Annotated in this window: 20 protein-coding genes and 1 tRNA gene; 8 read left to right on the top strand and 13 right to left on the bottom strand. The window is 48.7% G+C overall.

Annotated elements, in window-relative coordinates; genetic code table 11:
• Positions 1–15: 15 nt before the first annotated feature.
• From DFP98_RS04515 to DFP98_RS04505, 3 genes are all read right to left on the bottom strand, one after another.
• Positions 16–279, bottom strand: a complete 264-nt coding sequence (locus DFP98_RS04515; RefSeq protein ID WP_116059377.1) for a pentapeptide repeat-containing protein — start codon at positions 277–279, stop codon at positions 16–18.
• Positions 276–3,314, bottom strand: coding sequence for an efflux RND transporter permease subunit (locus DFP98_RS04510; protein ID WP_246016415.1), 3,039 nt, complete (start codon positions 3,312–3,314; stop codon positions 276–278). The genes DFP98_RS04515 and DFP98_RS04510 overlap by 4 nt, the downstream gene beginning before the upstream one ends.
• 342 nt (positions 3,315–3,656) lie before the next feature.
• Entirely contained in the window at positions 3,657–4,829 is a 1,173-nt protein-coding gene (locus tag DFP98_RS04505) for an MFS transporter (protein ID WP_116059375.1), read from the bottom strand.
• Positions 4,830–5,070: 241 nt separating this feature from the next.
• Between DFP98_RS04505 and DFP98_RS04500 the strand changes: the two genes are divergently transcribed.
• Positions 5,071–6,543 (top strand): aminotransferase class I/II-fold pyridoxal phosphate-dependent enzyme, encoded by a 1,473-nt coding sequence (locus DFP98_RS04500; RefSeq protein ID WP_116059374.1) that lies wholly within the window; start codon positions 5,071–5,073, stop codon positions 6,541–6,543.
• Between the two features lie 204 nt (positions 6,544–6,747).
• On the top strand, positions 6,748–7,167 hold the full coding sequence (locus DFP98_RS04495; RefSeq protein WP_116059373.1) for a DUF1885 family protein: 420 nt from the start codon (positions 6,748–6,750) through the stop codon (positions 7,165–7,167).
• Between the two features lie 62 nt (positions 7,168–7,229).
• Here DFP98_RS04495 and DFP98_RS04490 read toward each other — a convergent pair whose 3' ends face one another.
• The 3 genes from DFP98_RS04490 to DFP98_RS04480 form a co-directional block, all read right to left on the bottom strand.
• Positions 7,230–7,526 carry a DUF1292 domain-containing protein gene (locus DFP98_RS04490; protein ID WP_116059372.1) on the bottom strand — a complete coding sequence of 99 codons (297 nt, stop codon included), beginning with the start codon at positions 7,524–7,526 and terminating at the stop codon, positions 7,230–7,232.
• A 120-nt stretch (positions 7,527–7,646) separates the two neighbouring features.
• Positions 7,647–8,234: a hypothetical protein gene (locus DFP98_RS04485; protein WP_116059371.1), complete on the bottom strand. Its 588-nt coding sequence runs from the start codon at positions 8,232–8,234 to the stop codon at positions 7,647–7,649.
• A gap of 173 nt (positions 8,235–8,407) precedes the next feature.
• Positions 8,408–8,608: a hypothetical protein gene (locus DFP98_RS04480; RefSeq protein WP_116059370.1), complete on the bottom strand. Its 201-nt coding sequence runs from the start codon at positions 8,606–8,608 to the stop codon at positions 8,408–8,410.
• Between the two features lie 187 nt (positions 8,609–8,795).
• Here DFP98_RS04480 and DFP98_RS04475 point away from each other — a divergent pair, with 187 nt between their 5' ends.
• Together DFP98_RS04475 and DFP98_RS04465 are read left to right on the top strand one after the other, a co-directional pair.
• Positions 8,796–9,551, top strand: coding sequence for an MBL fold metallo-hydrolase (locus DFP98_RS04475; protein WP_246016414.1), 756 nt, complete (start codon positions 8,796–8,798; stop codon positions 9,549–9,551).
• 380 nt (positions 9,552–9,931) lie between these two features.
• Positions 9,932–10,007: transfer RNA gene (locus DFP98_RS04465), tRNA-Val, on the top strand.
• Between the two features lie 221 nt (positions 10,008–10,228).
• Here DFP98_RS04465 and DFP98_RS40370 read toward each other — a convergent pair.
• On the bottom strand, positions 10,229–10,462 hold the full coding sequence (locus tag DFP98_RS40370) for a YhjD family protein (protein ID WP_116059368.1): 234 nt from the start codon (positions 10,460–10,462) through the stop codon (positions 10,229–10,231).
• 72 nt (positions 10,463–10,534) lie between these two features.
• On the opposite strand from DFP98_RS40370, the gene DFP98_RS39980 reads away from it, so the two are divergent.
• Positions 10,535–10,663, top strand: coding sequence for a hypothetical protein (locus tag DFP98_RS39980; protein WP_281275125.1), 129 nt, complete (start codon positions 10,535–10,537; stop codon positions 10,661–10,663).
• A gap of 288 nt (positions 10,664–10,951) precedes the next feature.
• On the opposite strand, the gene DFP98_RS04455 is transcribed toward DFP98_RS39980, so the two are convergent.
• From DFP98_RS04455 to DFP98_RS04440, 4 genes are all read right to left on the bottom strand, one after another.
• Entirely contained in the window at positions 10,952–11,215 is a 264-nt protein-coding gene (locus tag DFP98_RS04455) for a hypothetical protein (protein ID WP_116059367.1), read from the bottom strand.
• A gap of 12 nt (positions 11,216–11,227) precedes the next feature.
• Positions 11,228–12,289 carry a hypothetical protein gene (locus tag DFP98_RS04450; RefSeq protein WP_116059366.1) on the bottom strand — a complete coding sequence of 354 codons (1,062 nt, stop codon included), beginning with the start codon at positions 12,287–12,289 and terminating at the stop codon, positions 11,228–11,230.
• Positions 12,290–12,395: 106 nt separating this feature from the next.
• A complete protein-coding gene (locus DFP98_RS04445; RefSeq protein ID WP_116059365.1) occupies positions 12,396–13,766 on the bottom strand; it encodes a cohesin domain-containing protein in 1,371 nt (456 codons plus the stop codon).
• A 790-nt stretch (positions 13,767–14,556) separates the two neighbouring features.
• Positions 14,557–14,769 (bottom strand): DUF4177 domain-containing protein, encoded by a 213-nt coding sequence (locus DFP98_RS04440; RefSeq protein WP_116059364.1) that lies wholly within the window; start codon positions 14,767–14,769, stop codon positions 14,557–14,559.
• A gap of 245 nt (positions 14,770–15,014) precedes the next feature.
• Here DFP98_RS04440 and DFP98_RS04435 point away from each other — a divergent pair, with 245 nt between their 5' ends.
• Positions 15,015–15,887: an S-layer homology domain-containing protein gene (locus DFP98_RS04435; protein WP_181917488.1), complete on the top strand. Its 873-nt coding sequence runs from the start codon at positions 15,015–15,017 to the stop codon at positions 15,885–15,887.
• An 88-nt stretch (positions 15,888–15,975) separates the two neighbouring features.
• On the opposite strand, the gene DFP98_RS04430 is transcribed toward DFP98_RS04435, so the two are convergent.
• Positions 15,976–16,431, bottom strand: a complete 456-nt coding sequence (locus DFP98_RS04430) for a GNAT family N-acetyltransferase (protein WP_116059362.1) — start codon at positions 16,429–16,431, stop codon at positions 15,976–15,978.
• Positions 16,432–17,100: 669 nt separating this feature from the next.
• On the opposite strand from DFP98_RS04430, the gene DFP98_RS38590 reads away from it, so the two are divergent.
• Together DFP98_RS38590 and DFP98_RS04425 are read left to right on the top strand one after the other, a co-directional pair.
• Positions 17,101–17,616, top strand: coding sequence for a hypothetical protein (locus tag DFP98_RS38590; protein ID WP_147310126.1), 516 nt, complete (start codon positions 17,101–17,103; stop codon positions 17,614–17,616).
• 265 nt (positions 17,617–17,881) lie between these two features.
• On the top strand, positions 17,882–18,085 hold the full coding sequence (locus DFP98_RS04425; protein ID WP_116059361.1) for a DUF6199 family natural product biosynthesis protein: 204 nt from the start codon (positions 17,882–17,884) through the stop codon (positions 18,083–18,085).
• 277 nt (positions 18,086–18,362) lie between these two features.
• On the opposite strand, the gene DFP98_RS04420 is transcribed toward DFP98_RS04425, so the two are convergent.
• Complete coding sequence (locus tag DFP98_RS04420) at positions 18,363–19,175, bottom strand: tetratricopeptide repeat protein (RefSeq protein WP_181917487.1); 813 nt, start codon at positions 19,173–19,175, stop codon at positions 18,363–18,365.
• Positions 19,176–19,345: the final 170 nt, after the last annotated feature.

Genomic DNA, 19,345 nt, shown 5'->3' with positions numbered 1-19,345 from the left:
ACGCCATTACCTCTGCTACATCCGTTTCAACAACTCCGTGACCAAGACGCCGTTGATCTTAAAGCCGGCCAGTTCGCAATCGGTGATTTCGACGTCGGACAAGTCGCAACTCGCGAGCTTCGCTCCGGCCAGCGTCGCATTCGAGATTTGCGCTCCGCTCAAGTTCACGCGCTTGAGGCTTGCCTTCGCCATGCTTACCTCTTCCAATACAAGACCATCGGCCCTGACCACCTGTAGCTTAGAGTCGGAAATGTCCGTATATTGCAAGTTCATGCTCATTTGCTCCCCTCCCAAGACGAATGCGCCGCCGCTTCGCTTACCGCCGCTGCGGCAATTTTGCGCTGACGAGCCGACTTGCGGAAATAGAGCAGTTCATACACACAAGGTACGATGACGAGCGTCAGCAGTGTCGCGACGACGAGTCCGCCAATTACGACGATAGCCAAGCTCTGGGAGACGATGCTGCCGCTCTCCGACGAGCCGAACACGAGCGGGAGCATCGCGCCGACGGTCGCGATCGCCGTCATCAGAATCGGACGCATACGTGTACCGGCCGCTTCAAGCAGCGCTTCGCGAATCGTCATGCGCTCTTCGTTATGCTTCACCCGGTCGATCAGAACGATCGCGTTCGTGACGACGATGCCGATCAGCATGACGACGCCGAAGATTGCGGTGAAGTCCGGCGTTACCCCCGTCACGATCAGCCCCAGCACAGCCCCGATCGGCACGAAGAAAATCGAACTGATGATAGCTAGCGGCGCTTTAAGCGTCTTGAACGTAAACACCATGATCAGATAGACGACTCCGATAGAAACGATCATCATCATGAACAGGCTCATAATGTCGGCCGATTGGTCCGCCGAAGCTCCGCCTACGTTCAGCTTGACGCCTTCCGGAGGCGAGATTTCCTTCAGCTGCTTGTCGATCTCCGTTCCGACCTTGGACAGTTGGGACGGCTCGACCGAGGCCGATACGCGAACATAGCTGCTGCCGTCCTTGTGGTAGAACATCGTCGCCTGCTCCGACTTCTCCCATTTGGCCACGGCGGATACCGGCTTCGGACCTTCGTCGGTCATTACGGTCAGAGCCGAAAGCTCGCTCTCGGATTGCGGCTTTAGCGCCGGCTCGATCCTCACGGGAATCGTCTGTCCGTCCACGACGATGGAGCCGACCGGAACTGGGTTCAGCATCCCTTGGAGCTGAGCGGCGATTTCACCCGCCTTGGCCGCAGCCGGGTTGACCTCCAGCGTATAGATCGTTTTCTTCTCTTGCTGATTGCTCTCGACTTTGAGCACGTCCTTGATCGGCGCGATCTTGGCCATGACCTCCTCGGCCGTCTTGCCGATGTCTTCGAGATTGCCGCCCGTAACGTCGATAATGACTTCCGTGGAGCTGCCGCTGGACATGAAGTCGCCCGTCGATACGTTCAGTTCCGCTTCCGGATATCCGCCGGCCTGCGCTTTCACTTCCTCCATCGTTTTTTCCGCATCCGCACCCTTTTTCATTTTCAGCATGTAAGTAACAAGGGTTGGAGAGCTGACAGAGCCGTACTTGGCCGATTCGGAGCTATTGCCGTTCACCATCATAACCAGCGACACATCTTCTCGTCCCAGCAAATAGGTTTCCAGCTTAAAGCCGTTTTCCAGCACTTGCTCGGCCGGAGTGCCCGGCTTGTATTGCAGGCTTACGTTGACGTTTTCCGCGTTCGAGGAATCGATCGCTCCCTTCGGCATCGTCATGTAGGTGGCGATAGAAGCGACCAGCAGAACGACCGCGCCGAGAATCGGCAGCCACTTGCGCTTCAGATTCCATTCCAACAGACGTACGAACCGTTTTGAAGGCTGGTGCTCCTTAATGTTGGAGTTCCGCAGCACGCCGGCGCTCATGAGCGGAATTACCGTCAAAGCGACGATCAGCGAGGACAGCAGCGAATAAGTCATCGTTAACGCGAACGGCAGCAGGAAAGACTGCAGGCTGCCTCGCAGCAAGCTCATCGGCAGGAATACCGCGATTGTCGTCAGCGTAGAGGCGGTAATTGCACGCGCCACCTCTGCGGTCGCATCGATGACCAGCTCTTTGGAGAACTTCTCTTTCTGAAGCCTGCGGAAAATGTTCTCGATGACAACGATGCTGTCGTCCACCAGCCGTCCGACCGCAACCGCGACACCGCCCAGCGTTAAAATGTTCAGCGTAATCCCGGACAGATCAAGCAGGTACAACGTCATCGCCAGCGATAGCGGGATCGAGACGATTGTGACAAGCGTAGCGCGAATGTTGCGCATAAAAATAAGAATAACAATTGTGGCGAACAAGGCGCCAAGCAGCACCTCTCTCATCATGCTGTTGACCGAGTGCACGACCTGCTCCGAGGTGCTTATAGCGACTTTCAGCTCGACCGCCGCGTTTTCCTCGTTATATTTGTCGATAATTTTCTCGACTTCCTTGCCGACGCTGACCGCATTGGAATTCGCTCCTTTGGAGATGACGAACTCAATCGCGTCCTTGCCGTCTACACGAAACAGGCTTTCCTTCGAATCGTCCAGCTTGACATCCGCGACCTCGCTCAGCTTCACTCCGGGAACGACGGGAAGCTGCTTCAGCGTATCGATATCCTGCAGGTTGGCGACAACGTTCAGATTGACGATTTGGCCATCCAGAACGCTCTCTCCGACCGCGGACGAAGCGGTCCGTCCTTGCAGCACTCCGTATAGCGCTTGAAGCGGAACGCCCTTCTCCGCCAACTTCTCGGCATTGGGCTCGATGCTGACCGAAGGCTGAGGCTTGCCGGCGACCATCACGCTGCCCACGCCGTCAATCGCATTGAACTCGTCGCGAATGCGCTGCTCCAGCGACTCCTTCTCCGCGTCGCTAACGCCATCCGCAAATGTTAGCGTCACGAACGAGATCGGAATCATCGAAGTATTGAGCTGCACAACGTACGGCGAGGATACGTTGTCGGGCAGAGCGACTGTGTTCACGGCCTGCTCGACCTCCTGCTTCGCCTCCTTCATGTTCGTGCGCGAATCAAAGTTCAAATTCACTTGCGAGAAGCCGTCTCCCGACGTGGAGAACGTATTCGTCTTTCCTTTGATGCTGGCCAGCGCCTGTTCGATCGGGCCGGTAACCGTCCGGTCCATGGCGGAAGCATCGTAGCCCGGTCCAATGACCGATACGGTCACCTGCGGGTTGTCGGCCTCCGGCAAAAACTCCATCGGAAGCTTCGTATAGCTTAGTCCCCCCATCGCAAGCACCATAATGACGATAAGGATCATCGCCGCTTTGTTGCGAAATGCTCCGTTAATTAAATTTTTCAACTTTCCCGTTCCCCTTCCGCATCTGCGTCTTTTCATTGTTCAGCTTAACGGATAACGGTCCGGCGCGAGAATCGGCTGCAGACCGGACTTTCTCCTGGACTTGAGTCCGAGACGTCGTCAGCCTCCGGTCTCCCTTTTTCTCGTACGCTCTTTTCCGTCAAGCCGTATTCCGTCCTTGATTGCATTGTAGGGCGTTTGAATAATCCGCACAGGTGTATTGAGTCACTTTGGAGGGGAACGTTCGGGTGACGAAAGTCATTTTCAGCGGAAAATAGAAAAAGACCGTTCCCGGCAAGTAAGCTTGGAGCTCGCTTGTGGGAACGGCCTTGATGGGTCTTGCGATCAGGCGTGCGCTTTCTGGCGGTCTCTGCTGCGGAACTGAGCCAGCAGCCCGAGAGCGGCGATCGAGAGAATACCGGATACGACGAACGGCAGCCAGTCTGCCGCCCAGATCAGAACCGCCCCGAGCAAGGGTCCGACAATCCGTCCCAGGCTGTCCATGGAAGAACTGAGACCGGAGGCGATGCCTTGTTCGACCGTCGTTTTCTGCGTGATGAGCGACATCACGCACGGCTTGATCAACGAGTTCCCGATGCCGAACACGCACAGGTACACAATCACCATCGTCCAATTGGGCGCCGTGGGCAGCAGGAAAAATCCGGTTGCGGATATGACCAGTCCGAGCGCGATATAGCGGCCTTCCTGGCCGACTTTCACGCGTCTGCGCACGACGCCGCCCTGAACGGCCGCTCCCGCCAAGCCGCAGAACACGAACGCCGTGCCGACCTGCGGCGGGGTCACTCCGAACTTCTCCATTCCGATCAACTGCAGAGTCGCTTCCAGAATCGCGAGCGAGAACGTGACGAAGAAAGCCAGCACATACAAAAACTTAAGCGCCCCCTGGAATGCGGTCCAGCGCGATACCCGCTTGCTCCTGACGCGGGAAGCGCGTTTCTCCGGCGGCAGCGACTCGGTCAAGCTGAACCAGGCGGCAACGAAGACGATCAAGGAAAGCGCCGCCGCCGCATAGAACGGCGTGTGCAGCGTGATCTTGCTCAGCCAGCCCCCGAACCCAGGGCCAAACGTAAAGCCAAGTCCGATGCTCATGCCGACGACCGCCATCCCCTTCGTCCGCTCCTCCTCTGTCGTAATGTCTGCAACGTAGGCGACGATACAGGATACGACCGCGCCGGAGAACAGTCCTCCGAGCACCCGGGACGCATACATCAGCCATAGGTTGTCGCCGGACATGCCGAGCAGCAGGAAGCTGACCGCAAAGCCGAACACTCCGGTCATAATAACAGGACGTCTGCCGACTCGCTCAGACAAACCGCCCCAGAGCGGGCTAAGCACGAAGGACATTAAGGAATAAATGGCAAGCATCCCGCCCGTATGCCAGTTTGCAGACTCTTTACTCGCTTCCGTCACGAGCTGGGGCAGCACCGGAATAATGATGCCGAACCCGACAAAAATCGTAAAGAGCATCAGCCCTACGACCGCTAGTTTGCTTTTCACGCGCGTTTTCTCTCCTCTTGTTGAACGATAAATAGCATAACGTGCCGAACTCTATCTTCTAATGATGGTAGCACATAAATCCTCGCAGTTCCAAATCGCAGACGTTGACGTTTTGGTGACAACTTTCGCAATCTGTAAGCAATAGTTGATTTCCCCCCCATTTTTGTTATACTCATGCTTGTTTGAACAAAAAGCTACGTCTATTCCTTCGGCAAGTCACGAGAAAGGCAGGGAACCCCTATTGGATCATAATCGCACTCCATTATTCGACGCGTTGCGTTCCCATGCGAGGCAAAATCCGGTGCAATTCCATATTCCCGGGCATAAGAAAGGCGCGGGCATGGATCCCGAATATCGCGAATATATCGGACAAAACATACTTAATATCGACTTGATCAATATCGCTCCACTAGATGATCTGCACCAGCCCACGGGGGTTATTCTGGAAGCGCAGAGACTGGCCGCCGATGCTTTCGGCGCGGACATGACTTTCTTCTCCGTGCAAGGAACGAGCACGGCCATCATGACGATGATTTTATCGGTATGCGGCACAGGGGACAAAATCATCGTCCCTCGCAACGTGCACAAATCCGTTCTGTCGGCGATCATCTTTGCCGGCGCGCGGCCGGTATTCCTGTCTCCTGTTCGGGACACGAACCTCGGTATCGATCACGGCATCACGACGCGCTCGGTTCGACGCGCATTGGAACGTCATCCCGACGCCGCCGCGCTGCTGGTCATTAACCCCACCTATTACGGGGTATGCGCCAATCTGAAGGAGATTGTCGACCTAACTCACGAATACGACATCCCTGTGCTTGTCGACGAAGCGCACGGAGCGCTAATCCATTTCTCGGAGGAGCTTCCAATCTCCGCTATGCAGGCCGGAGCCGATATGTCGGCGACGAGCATTCATAAGCTGGGGGGGTCCATGACGCAAAGCTCGATTCTGAACGTGCGCAAAGGGCTTATCAACCCGCAGCGCGTGCAGACCATTCTCAGCTTGCTGACGACAACCTCGACGTCCTACCCGCTTCTGGCATCGCTGGATACGGCGCGCAGACAGCTGGCGATTCACGGCAAGGAACTGGCCGAGCGGACGCTGCGGCTTGCACAGCAAGCGCGAGAGCAGATCAACCAGATCGCCGGTCTGTACTGTTTCGGTGAAGAGCTGCTTGGCGAAGAAGCGACTTACGACCACGATCCGACGAAACTGGCGATCCATGTGCGACATCTCGGGATTACGGGCTACGATGCGGAAAACTGGCTTCGCGAGCACTACAAGCTCGAGGTCGAGCTCAGCGATATGTACAATATTTTGTGCCTGGCCACGCCGGGCGACGACGAATCCTCCATCGGCATTCTGATCGAAGCACTCAAAGGCTTGTCGGATGCCTATCATGCAGATTCGAAAGAAATTCCCGAAGTTGTCGTTGTCATTCCGGAAATTCCCCATCTCGCGTTGACACCGAGAGACGCCTTTTACGGGGAAACCGAGCTGGTTCCTTTCAAGGAGTCCGTCGGCTGCATCATCGCGGAGTTCATCTACGTCTACCCGCCCGGCATTCCGATTTTGCTGCCCGGCGAAGTCATCTCCCAGGAGAATATCGACTATATCATTAACCATCTGGAAGTCGGCCTGCCGGTCAAAGGGCCAGAGGACCGTTCGGTTACGAATATCAAAGTTCTTAAGGAAGAAACCGCTATTTCGTAAAATGGTTCACAATTCGGCTTTGCTCTCCGACGCGGTATTCAGAAGAGCTGGATTCGGCTTAGAATCCTGCAATCAGCCCATTTTCTCGATATATCCGGCCCGCAGTCCGGCGCGATACGCGTCAGGCGGCGGGCTTCTTTGTCGTTCTGGAACCCGTTGCCAACAGAAGCGGGAAATGCTATCATGGGCGTGGGGGTGGAACCGATGAGTCAAAGCGCTTACATATCGCTAGTGCAAGGCTCGACCTTATCCGAAATCGATCTGGCCGGCGTTCAAGAGCAATTGCACCGTTACAAGGAACAAATGCAGCTAACAGGCAAGCAGTTGGGGTGGGATTACGCCGATTCGGCATTTCCTTACAGCATTGAGCAGAAGCCCGAAGCGGAAGGCCGCTGGTTTTACTTGAAAGGCAAGTCCCCTCAGTACCGTTATATCGTCGTTGGCACGGGATTGCGCGAATCGGAAAATGAGCCCGTTCCCTACATCCACTTCGTATTACCGAACGATTCTACGCACGGAGACAAGTCGAAAGCCAATGAACTGTGCAAATGGATCGGAAAACAGCTGCAAGCGGAAGTATGCATGTTCAATGGAAGAACAATCTACTATAATCCGAGAAAATAACATAAGGCTGACATCCCTTCGCTAGCGAAGAGGATGTCAGCCTTATTGCATAACAACGAACCTTAAGCCTGCCCGTTCTCTTGCGCGGCAAGCTCCTCATATGCTTTCATGACCGTTTCCCATTCCTCGTCGTCTTCGATGTTGACGAGAACTTCGTCTTCTCCGTCTTCTTCGACGCGGAAAATGACGCCGTCGTCCTCCGGATCGTTGCGATCCAACAACACCGCATACACGCGGTCATTCATTTCGAATGTGTACACAAGCACCATCTCGTGCTCGACGCCTTCCTCATCCGTTACGATAAATACGGCTTCATCGTGGTCATGTTCGCAGTTCTCGTCATGGACATGATCGCTCATAGCGAGCCTCCATTCACTCGGTTGTTTTTTCCTACTCACGTATCGTATCACTTCCGCCCACAAGGGTCAAACCTTAAAAAAAGCCCGATCCGCCGAGGGATTGGGCTTCGTTCTATTGGTTCACTGAGAGTTGATTGTTTTCTCCGAAATGACCTTAAAGGAGGATTCTCCAGTTGGCTTAACCGAGAATCTCAGCGTATACGCTCCGGCCTTGTCAAAATTGTAAGAAATATCCTCGACTGTAATCCAGAAATCGGACTTGCCGTCTGCCGGGAAATTGGCGTCTCCGGATTTACGCTGTTCAATTAACGTTTCATCCCCGTAAGGGTCAGCGATAGTAAGCTTCAGAGCATTAATGTCCGGCTTAAGCGTATCCACCTGGATAAACGTGGTGAACTTGAACTTGTCGCCCTTGTTGACGCCGGCAAAAATTTTCGGACCAGCGCTGGTCACCATATGAACGTTAGGCTTATAAATTATCGCCTTGCCGTCTTCCTTAACTACGATTGCCTGAAGCTTATCGGATACAACCTGAGAGGAAATGTAGACTTTGTTGTCTACGACGATTCCTCCATCCGCAACTTCCTCAGACTTCTTGTTATTAATCAAAATCCTTAACTTCTGCGATACGGAATCCGCATATGCCACGCTGCCGCATAGCAGCGTTAACGTCGTAACCAGCACAATCAGTCTCCGAACTCTCATCATTCGTTTCCTCCGTCTTTTCGCCGTCTCGTATAGCTATTTGTACTTGGTTATACTAACGGTTGAGCGGAAAGTTGCGCAGGAAAGTTAAAATTAGATGAAAAGTTTATCATTTTTCACTTGATGGGCTGATGTCATATTGTGGCGATTAGTGCGCTTGCCCGGGAAATCGTATTTTATTGCCTGCCGGGCAGCGTCAGCACACATGGGACCCCTTTCCCCGATGCGCCGGGAACGCTCATCCGAGCCAAATAACGAAGGCCCCTACTGCAGGGAGTTTTGCACACGGCGCAGACATCGGAGGTTACGATTCTCATTTGCGCTCGTCGCTGCTGCTCCGCCGCTGCCGATTTTTTCTTCTTATTCACTTTGCCCATCGGCGATCTTCCTTTCACATACCCCTGGAAGTAACAAACGTTTCCATAGACTATGCGGGCAATGCCTATGCCGTCACTGAATCGCCATGTTTTTTGGCTTGCCTTCTTACTTAGCTAGGTAAATTATGGTACATTGAATAAAGCTAAAGTTCACATATGCAATTCCCCTTTCTTAGGAGGTACCGAGTTGAAAATTACTATGCTTGGAACCGGCAGCGCTTTTGCTAAAGCCTTCAACAACAATAACGCGATTATCGAGAAGGAAGGCCGCCTTCTGCTCGTAGATTGCGGAATAACGGCGCCCAAAGCTCTCCATGAGCTTGGATACGGCTTTAACGACTTGCACGCGGTTCTGATTACCCATATCCACGCCGATCATATCGGCGGATTGGAAGAGTTCGCTTTCCAAATGAAATTCGTTTACGGCCGCAAGCCGATCCTTTATATTGCCGATACGCTGGTTCAACCGATCTGGGAGCACTCTCTTCGGGGAGGCCTGCAGCAGGACGAAGCGGAAACGCTTCACGACTTTTTCGATGTTCGCCCCCTCTCGATTGGTGCGCGTCACGAGCTTATGCCCGGTCTTAACGTCGAGCTTGTGCCGACTCGTCATATTCCGAATAAGCCGAATTTTTCCATGTTGTTTAACGGCTTTTTCTTCTATTCCGGCGACACCGTATTCGACCCCGACCTGTTGGCCGGGCTCGTTCGCGACCGCAACGTAAAAGTGATATTCCACGACTGTCAGCTGCACCCTCCCGGCGTCGTTCATGCCTGTCTGCCACAGCTCCTGACGCTTCCTGCGGAATTGCAGGAACGGATCTACTTGATGCACTACGGAGACGATCAGCCCAACTTCATCGGTCGTACCGGAGCGATGACATTCATCGAACAGCAAATCGCCTACGAGGTCGAACAGCTTACCCCTGGCGGTAATTCATGATATGATAACAGGAACACCGCTCAAGGAAAGGAAGAAGCTTGTTGACTACCACCTTTATCGTCTCCGGCGTCATAGCCGTCCTGCTTATCTGGATGGTGCTGTGGGTGACCAAGAAAGCTTACTCCCGTAAATGGGAGGAATAAAACAAACGGAGGTGTCTTGGAGCGAATAGTCGCTTTAGGATACCTCCGTTTTTGTGCTGGCATTTTGTGCAACTTCTTCGGTATCCCGCTCGCTCAGTTTGCTCTCTACGACTGCTCGAAGCTTACGGGTGCGTGCATTAAACTTATCGTAAATTTCGCCAAACTTTTTTTGAAAATCTTGTTGACTTTAGATTCTGGGCTTGGTATTATATTACTTGTCGCCACGAAACAAAACATGATCTGATAGCTCAGCTGGGAGAGCACCATCTTGACAGGGTGGGGGTCACAGGTTCGATCCCTGTTCAGATCACCATACTTAAACTACCGAGAGCCTTAGAGTGATAAGGGCTCTCTTCTTTTTGTCTGTGGGTATTCCCATATTAGGGCCCCCTAGAAAATTGCTCTTGCCGCAAAAGTGCCGCAAAAATATTTAATACTGTGCGCTAAATAGCGACAAAGTTCCTTCATTTCATAATCTGGGTTTGCAAGCTCTTCCTCTAATTCTCTCTTACTTATCTATTATCGGTATGATGATCACTCCTGGGATGGGTTGAGAATACTATCGACCACTTTGGCAAGATGTTTCCCGATCTCCGCCCGAATGACCTCCCGGGTCATCCCAAATGTATTTTCATATCCTCGACAGAGATAGCGGTTATATACGATATCATCCTGAGTCTGGTCGGATAGGATCTTGATATTTCGCTTTTTCAACTCCCTCCGGACATTGAATGATTCGAGGCTTGCACGATCTAACACCGTGCGCATAAACTGACCTCGTCGATCGATCTTTGCAGCATCGTCATGAGCGTTCCGGGTACAGGAAAAGCATTGTTTGACGTGATCAAGCAGCGAGGCATGGAGGGGAACGTCGCCAAGAAGATGGCGAGCAAGTACGTAGGCCAGCGAAGCGCGAATTGGTTGAAGATTATCAATTATACGTATGCCACTGTGCAAATAGCGGGATAACGCAAAAATCAATTCGGGTGGTTAGCACGGTATCAGGGGCGGCCGGTCGGCATAATCGAGCTAGCGTTGCCGACAGAACATAAGCGGGCTTTTTATGGGCTGGCGGACCGGCTTAAAACGGGAGAGAATAAGGATTTTGTTTATGTAGAGCCGCGGATTAATGTACAGGTTCGGTTTCGTAATTAGACGAGGGCCGGGATGCTGTGGAATCCGGAGTTTGTCGAGTTTGTAGTGTAAGCCCGAGAACCTAAGCCCTCGGGCTGAAAGAGGCCAATAAAATAGGCCCGCTTAGGTTGCGGAGCCTTCGGACTGCCAATATTCCAATCGAACATTTATTGCTTCATAATCGATTTTGTCTTCGACTGTCTTAGGAACTTCTGTGGTCTCCTTCAATTCATAATGATCTACTGCGAATTTTTCATAGTAGATTTGATCGCCTACGATAGTAAATTTGATTGTCATTCCTAAGTAGATTTCAATAATTCCACCGTCGACATAAGTTGTTTTTCTAAATACCCGGTCTTGTTCACCGACGATATATTCGACATTCATGCTAGCCCCTCCTTATTCAGTAGCGATACCATATTCGCAACTAACTTGCCCAGAAAGATGTTGTTGTTTAGCCTGTATTCGTATAGAACTGTTAAAGAATAGTTTACTCGGTAACGGACATAAAGCCGCCAACGTGCCACTCGGATAAGGAATTGACACTATTGACGCGACAATATTTCCTCCTGCCGCGCCCCCCATTCCGGGTGCTCTTATACTTTCCTGTCCACTAGTTGTTATTCCGGTTAATATCGCAGTCGAACCACCAGGAGCATGAGTAGTGTTTAATACTACTACGCCATCAACTGTAATTACTAATTGGAGACTATTACCGTTGGCATTAACTGCGTAGATTAAAGCCCTATCTAGATATCCTTTTTTTCCGCTTATGTTAACGACGTCGGTCAAGGTAGTTGCTGGCGCAATACTACCCACTATCATATTCTGATACTGACTCAAGTCGGATGCCGCCCCTTTCCACGTCGTTCCGCCATCCGACGACCATTCCGGTTGCCCAGCATTGATCCGCCAGATGATGTTGTTAAGCAGACGTTTGTCTACGTACTGTTTCGTCCTCTGCGGCGTCATAAACTTGTTGGTCGCCGTCCCGACTTCTGCTTCGGCTTGCGTCGCGGTACCGTAATTGTCGACGCTGCCGAGCCCCGCCTGCGTCTTCGTAATCGAGTCAAGTCTCGCAATGTCATCGCTTGCCGCTGGCGCTGCCACCTTCGCTCTACCGGCGGCGTCACGGATAATAATCCGGCTTGCGGTAGGAGAGTTGGTTGCACCGTGAACGCTAGTGGCGTTGGTGTGAGCGTCCAATTCCGTCTGAGTCGCCGGATCAAACGAGAGCTTAACGGGCGTGATCGTTCCATCCGGAATCTCCACGTCGATGTCTTTAATAGCTTCGTGCAGCTCCGTTATTGCGCCCGCAGCGTCCTTAGCCGCCGTTGGAACCGCTGATAGGTCGCCTAACGCGGAATCAATCGTATCCATGTTGTCGTTAATAACGGATATGTCCGCTGTTTCGCTCGCTAACGGCTTCTTCAGACCGATATGCGGTGTTATTTCAGGCATCTGCTTCAACTCCTCGTCTATACAAATTGTCCCTTCATCTCTTGGTGGCAATCGTACTACAAACAAAAAAAGCCCGAGAGCCGAAGCTCCCAGGCTGATCTTTTATTTACGCATTTAAAGGATAATTCGGGTTGTTCAAGATTTCATTAACAATAAATACGAGATCGTTATCATCAACAATTCCATCTTCCACTTGATCGGCGTCATGCTTGGACAGGTCCGTCTGAGCAACTGTCTTGCCAAAATAGAATCCGTCGATCGCTAAGTCGACTAACGTATACTCTCCCGTTCTATTTACGTCTTTAATCCCTTCTATTACAATACTGTCTTCCAGGCAGGAATCTTCGTTCAGGTCATACTCCGACTCGGTATCCGCAATCCGGCATTCCAACGCATCCACTTTAGCCGTCCCCTTTGCTTTGCCCGAGAACTTCAACTTCAAAAAAACTTTATCTCCGGTAATTCCATACTGTTCCCCGTGGCTGGCAATAATGAAGCGTAGCTTTCCGTTCTCGTCGGTTGGTTGATTATAGATTTTGTATCCAGGAACTTCCTCGAAACCAATGAAATTCAACAAGTTGCTGTCATAATCGATTTTGAAGTCCTCGGCATATATATTACTTACATTTTCGAGAACAATGTCTGACGTAAACTGTTCTCCAACTTTGATTTTTTCGTTCTCGATTACAACATTAAGAATCGGCGATGCGGTTGGTGTCGCTGATGCCTCGTTAGACGGTTCGCTTTCACCGATAGCATTGAGTGCTGTAACTATGTAATAATAAGTCGTCCCGTTGATTACATCGGCATCAGAAAATGTGGTTGTGGTCAGGTTACTTCTAATAGTAGTGTAGGGACCGTTTGGTGTTAGTGACCTTTTAACGTTATACCCTGTAGCAACCGAAACTCCATTCCAAGCCAAATCTACTTTCGAATTACTCGGACTTGCGTTTAGGATTGGAGCCGCTGGAGCGCTTAGATTATATATTTGAAATTCAGAAACTGACACAGAGCTTGTTGTACTTGGATTAAACAATACAACTTTTCGAATACCGGAAGTAGGGGGAATTTGTACCAGACTACCGTCAGTTTGAGAAGTTGGTACATCAATGCGACCGATACCGTTTACCAATATATTTTTATTTGCTTCATCATAAAAATAAATTTGCATGTTTGCAGATGCCTTGAGCCTAAAAGCGTTAACAGTAATTGCTGTGCCAAAATTCTTTATTGCATGATCAAGATCTGTCGTGCCTGAACTAACCCATTTGGACATAGTTACACTCGTTGCTTCATTGTTATCTGTCAAAAGATAAGTTGTGGTTTTAATTGTGTTCTCATCCGAACCTAAGTTATAAGGTTGTCCGTCCAAGTATCCCCCGCTGTAGTCAATAGCTGCATGTCCTACTTGCGGATAGATGCCTACTCCCGAAGCAAGTAGTAGACCTGCCATCAAAACCATGATTAATTTCTTCAAAATAAGTCCTCCTCTTATGTAATGCCACTATCATACAAGGAAAATTCAGGAATTTTCAGTCTGATAATCGACAGTAATCTACAATATACTGGAAGGTTGAGAGGAAACCCCCTTCATAAAAAAGAAAAAGCCCAGGAGCTTAAGTCCCCTGGCTGAGTGAGCAATCTTGCTAAGTTGCCTTAAACCCCTTCTCATCATCCCCTATGGGTTCTATTTTGTCCGCATTATGACTATTATCGCTCGCACTAACCAGCTTGCACGGCCTCCCGAACACCACTTCTGCTACCGCTCACTTAACGAGTATATAATTATTAGTAGGAGCTGTTCAAAAAACCTTTTAAATAGACTCGTCGTTCTGTTTTACTACTGCACTACTACCTTATGCATCAAGTTTGTGGCATGATGCAGCGTGAGTTACCGATCGAATCGTTAGAACCTCTCCAACCCGTTTCCTCCAAACTAACAGCTGTATGATATCCTTTCGGACAAGGAATTACCCAAACCCTGTCGAAGTAAAATAGAAAACTGGGGGTGATTGCTTTCAGTATTGTATATAACGTAATAATACCTTTTGTATCGGCGATAGCCTTTAGTATTTTCATGAGTTGGTATAAAGCTAGAAAAGGTGATCCGCCTGAATAGCCTCGTGTATAGTATTTGGCTGTACTTGGAGCATTGTAATCTAATTCCGGGCATTCTTCGCACTGTACCTAATATGATATTTCTTGCAGCCACTTCCTTCCAAGGATAAATAATAAGCACCCGTCAAGGTGCCTCGCTGCCTCTGTTATTAGGATTTTAACCTTTTGAAAACACTTACGATTTGACCAGTAGTCCCCTGATGATCGCTTGTCGTCATGGTATTTACTAATTCCCAGCCCTCTTCACCCATTTGGTTTATTTCTTGATCGAATTTAGTCAAGTTCAATCTAGTCGTATCGAAAAATCCTCTTCCTACTTTTTCTATGAAAAATTCCAACGATTTATATTCCCATTTTGCCATAGTGTACCCATCCTCTTTCCTTTGTCTTAAATTCGCTTACTTAATTTCGACAAAAGGAAGCAATCTCCTTCAATACTAGTGAGCCACCCTAGGGCAATGATACAGTATCCGGGTACTGATTAAATCTGTTTTACCTGTCTCGTGAAAAAACTCCCCCAATCCAACAAAACGAATGCAACCTTTTCCAACTTGTCGCCGTCTACAATACCAACTACACGATATTCTAAAAAAGTGGGGGAATGAAAATGAAATCGCGAATCGGTAAATCCATTATTTTACTCGCATTGATCGCTGTCGTTAGCATGGCCATCGGAGGATCGGTATTCGCTGGTCAAGGAAACTCCAAGGCAACCAACAAAAAAGAAATCACAACAGCGCAGGCAGTCAGCGCCATCGTTAAGGGACTCGGGTTGAATATCGATCATATTCGCTTCATCAAAGAGCCTAAAGCAAGCGATTTTTATTCGAAAGTTCAAGACAATGCGCCATATGCGGGTGATTTTATCGTTGCTAACTTCAACGGCCTGGATCTTCCGAAAGACATCAATCCTTCTGCCAAGGTCACCCGCGAGCAATTCGCCAAATGGCTCTATGGAGCTCTCAGCCAAAAAGGGGAATACGCCTGGATCGAAATCTTCCTGGAGATCTCCGATGCCAAGCATATTACAAACGGATACATGGACAGCATCCAAAAGCTGCTGATCGCCAACATCTTTACTTTGGACAGCAAACAGCGCTTCCATCCTAAGAACGGCGTCACACAAGCGCAAGCCGATGTCGTCATCGCCAGAACGGTTAAGTTTATCCGTGAAAACGCGCCTATCGAGGAGCCTAAGCCGTCTATTCTAAGCAATGCTTCCCTCTCCACTGAAAAGATTACGGATGATGTGCTCAAAGTCACCGTTACAGCCACTGTACCGCATTCCGGCTATGGTATGGAGATCACGGGCATTTCCTTCGAAAAAGGCGAGGCGATCATCCACTTGCGCGCAGTTCTTCCCGATCCCGATAAAATGTATCCACAAGCTCTCAGAGACGTATCCGTCTCCACCTATATATCGGCGAAGCTGACTCCTGTATTGGGGGATGAACAGCCTGCCGCTCCATTCCCGGGCTAATCGCATATGCAAATAAGGCCGTCGGTTCTCCGGCGGCCTTTTGACTTGTTATTTTTCCAATAAGAGGTTCGAGTTGCTCTCTAATCCGCTATAACTGCAGCTCCATCGGATCGTTACACAGCACATATCCGTTTCTGGAATAGAACTCTCTCGCTTCTTCGCTCGGCCAGACGATAATAAACTCATATTTATTCGCCTTGGCCCACTCTCTAATCGTTTGCAGCATCTGGCTGCCAATTCCTTGAGCTCTGTAGTCCGGATCGGTATAGACGTTGGTCATGTAGGCGAACGGATAAGTGACTCTTCCTGGCCTCGGCACCTTATCGATTAACTGAATGTAGACATGAGAGGCAATAATGCCGTTTAATTCTGCAACCCAAATATGCCAACGCTCTCCACTCATAGCCTGCTCTAGGAATGCCCGACACTCAGTAGCGAAAAGATCGAAATCATCTCGAACATGAGGCTGATGCTCTATCGTAAATTCCCAGCGCATTAAGATTAACGAATCAATATCTTTCTCAGCAGCCTCACGGATAATCATCTCAATCCCCCCAATGCATCTATCCCTCTATACTATCGAATACGATCTCAGAAAACAAAAAAATTTTACGCGCGGATTCGGTCTTTTATTCTCTGGAAAAAGATCCCCTTAGCATATTCGCAAACGATTGAGGCTGTTGTAAAATGGTGTCAACTATAATCGAGACGAGGCGGAGAAATGGTTGCGTATTTAAATGGAGTTGCTTTTATCGTTTTCGTTGGAGCCGCAATTTGGGGAGTTAAGAAGTTACTAGTTTCTTTGATGCTCATTGTGGCTTCTAAAAGGCGACTTTCCCCGTCATTTTCCACAGATCGCCAAAATAGGATAATTGATTTATAATAGGATAGGACATTAGAACTGAAACTAATAAACAAACGGAGGTATTCATCGCATTATAATAAAGTATTTACTGGGGATGGTCAGAGGAAAAAGGTTATACAAGTTTATAGAATCTACAAAAGAGATCTACATGAACAAAGTTTCCTAAATTTCAGGAGGTAACATGAAACGAATATTAATGTTCGCTTTTATTTCTTACTCATTGTTTTAGCCGGCTGTAATACAAATAATTCGACTGGCACGGTTCAAACTGAGGAGCTCAGCAGCCTCAAGGATCAGATAAACCAACTTACTGCAGAAAACAAACAATTAAAAGAACAACTTGAATCCTTGAATGACCAAAGTTCCCCTGAGAGCGAATCGCCCTCCGAACCCGAACCAGCACCCGAATCAACTGCAAAAGAAAAAAATACTATTGAACTGAAAAAGTCATTTGAAGTTCCGGATTTTGCAGAAATCACCTTAACTAAAGCAAAATTCACATCAAAAGTTGTTCCACCTAAACCTCGTGATTACTATTCCTACTACGAAGTAAAAGATGCAGACAATATTTACTTAGAAACGGTCTTAAATGTAAAGAGTCTCTTAACGTCAGGAAAAAGCTCCGATGAGTTTGCATCAGTCACAGTAATCTATGATGAAAAATACAAGTATAATAGCTTTTCGACAATTGAGGAAAGTGGCGGATCCGACTTTACCTATACCAATATCACAAGCATTGAGCCATTAAAAACAGGGATTCTCCATTTTATTTCCGAACTACCCAAAGAAGCGTCTAAAGATGATAAATCAATCAACGTTGTGATCTCAATAAATGGAGATGAATTCAATTATAAATTACGATAATTAAAAGGGACTCCCTTAAATACCTCCAGATGATGAGAAACCCAGGTCGTGGTTAAAATGACTTGGGTTTTTCGCCATTTTACTTTTAAAGGATCAGATAATACCATGCCTGCCCGTCTAGCAACACTTTTGTCTATTTCATGTACGTACTGGCCCTAAATCGCTGTTGCCATTTAAGATCGTTAGCAGCTCCGATCATTCGCTCGCCCCTCTTCCGAAACATTCCCCTACCCTTCACGTATTACATAAAAAGGAGATGATGAATATGGTTGTCTTCATTATTCTTTTTATCATTTTTGCAATACTTAATATCGTTTATCCATCCTTCGGTTGGTATATGCGCTATGGTTGGATGGTTAAAGGTGAATCAGAGCCAAGCGAAGCTTACTTGATCATGAGTAGAATTGGCGGAATTGTCGCACTCATTTTCCTGACCATTGTTTTATTTTCGGGTGCTTTCACACTGTAAAATAACCTCTTCTCCCAATACCCCTAAACATTGTCACATTGTCAATACGAAATCCTTGGATAAGTGAGCCCCTTGATGTATTAGAGGGCTCGTTTATCTAAGGGGATGGGAACCGGGGTCGGCCTGATGTTAGTCATTTTGCAGAATCTTTATACACAAGAAACATAAAGTTTATACTGTGTTCTGTGATTGTACCACCCCCAGCTCTCGAAACACAATTATACGAAAAAAGGACATCCGCCGCCCATGTGAGCGATGAATGTCCGTTGATAGTTCGTTATTTATCGTTTTTTGATATGCGGGCAAGGTTGGTTTTAGCATATTCATTATCCGGGTTCAGTTCGACCGCTTTTTCAAATTCCATCTTTGCGTCGTTAAAATTTCCTCCCTCTTCTGCTATTAATCCGAGAACGTTATGTACTTCTGAGAGAGAGAGGTTATCTTTAGCGTTAACTAAAGCCGCTTGAGCGGTTTCCGCTGCCTCTTTCATACGTTTTGCACCTAGATACGCTGCGGCAAGTACGTTTTGAACCTTCCCGTCGTTTGGTACATACTCGAGACTTTTCTTATAATACTTAATCGCTTCGTTTACATTCACTTCCTTTCCCTCACCAAACATGTACATGCTCCCGATGAAAGCCAAATTATCGGCAACCGATTGCTTGAGATCGCCGTCTCGGTGTAACATCCATTGATCTCCCTCACTAACCACTAATCGAATATAGTTTGAGGTAGTTTCCTTGTTGCTGACTAGATCCTTGATTTGTTCCACTACACTCAGTTCTACAACCCGGCGATATTTCTTCCCTTCAACCTCTCTGTTCTTCTCTTCTTTGATTTTTTCAACCTTGGACCCGCTTAAGGTTGTGAATTCTCTTAATGTATTCATGTAAGCGGAAAAATCCTCTTGGCTATTTCGTTGTTTATATGCTTCGGTGTGCATGTTATAGGCTTTAATAAAATCTCCGTCAATTACGGATTGATAGTATGCTGAGAGCACATTCGAAGGGTCATCTTTCGGTCCTGTATTACAAGCGCTTAGTAATAACGCCATAGTTAACCATAATCCAAAAAATTTCTTGATCCCCAACCCCATAACCTCCCACAATTTTACTATCAAGTATAACGTAAATTGCGTCAAAAAGTAACAAAAAGACGCCTTCTCCCTAAGAGAAAACGTCGATTATTCCAGTCGATGTGCAGTTTTGTGGGCTTACGCGAACCCCCTTTACCACAGCCGTTAATCCGCGAGCCTGTATA

The sequence above is a fragment of the Cohnella phaseoli genome (assembly GCF_003386235.1).
GTDB classification, from domain to species: Bacteria; Bacillota; Bacilli; order Paenibacillales; family Paenibacillaceae; genus Cohnella; species Cohnella phaseoli.
This window is presented reverse-complemented; position numbering and strand designations above follow the sequence as displayed.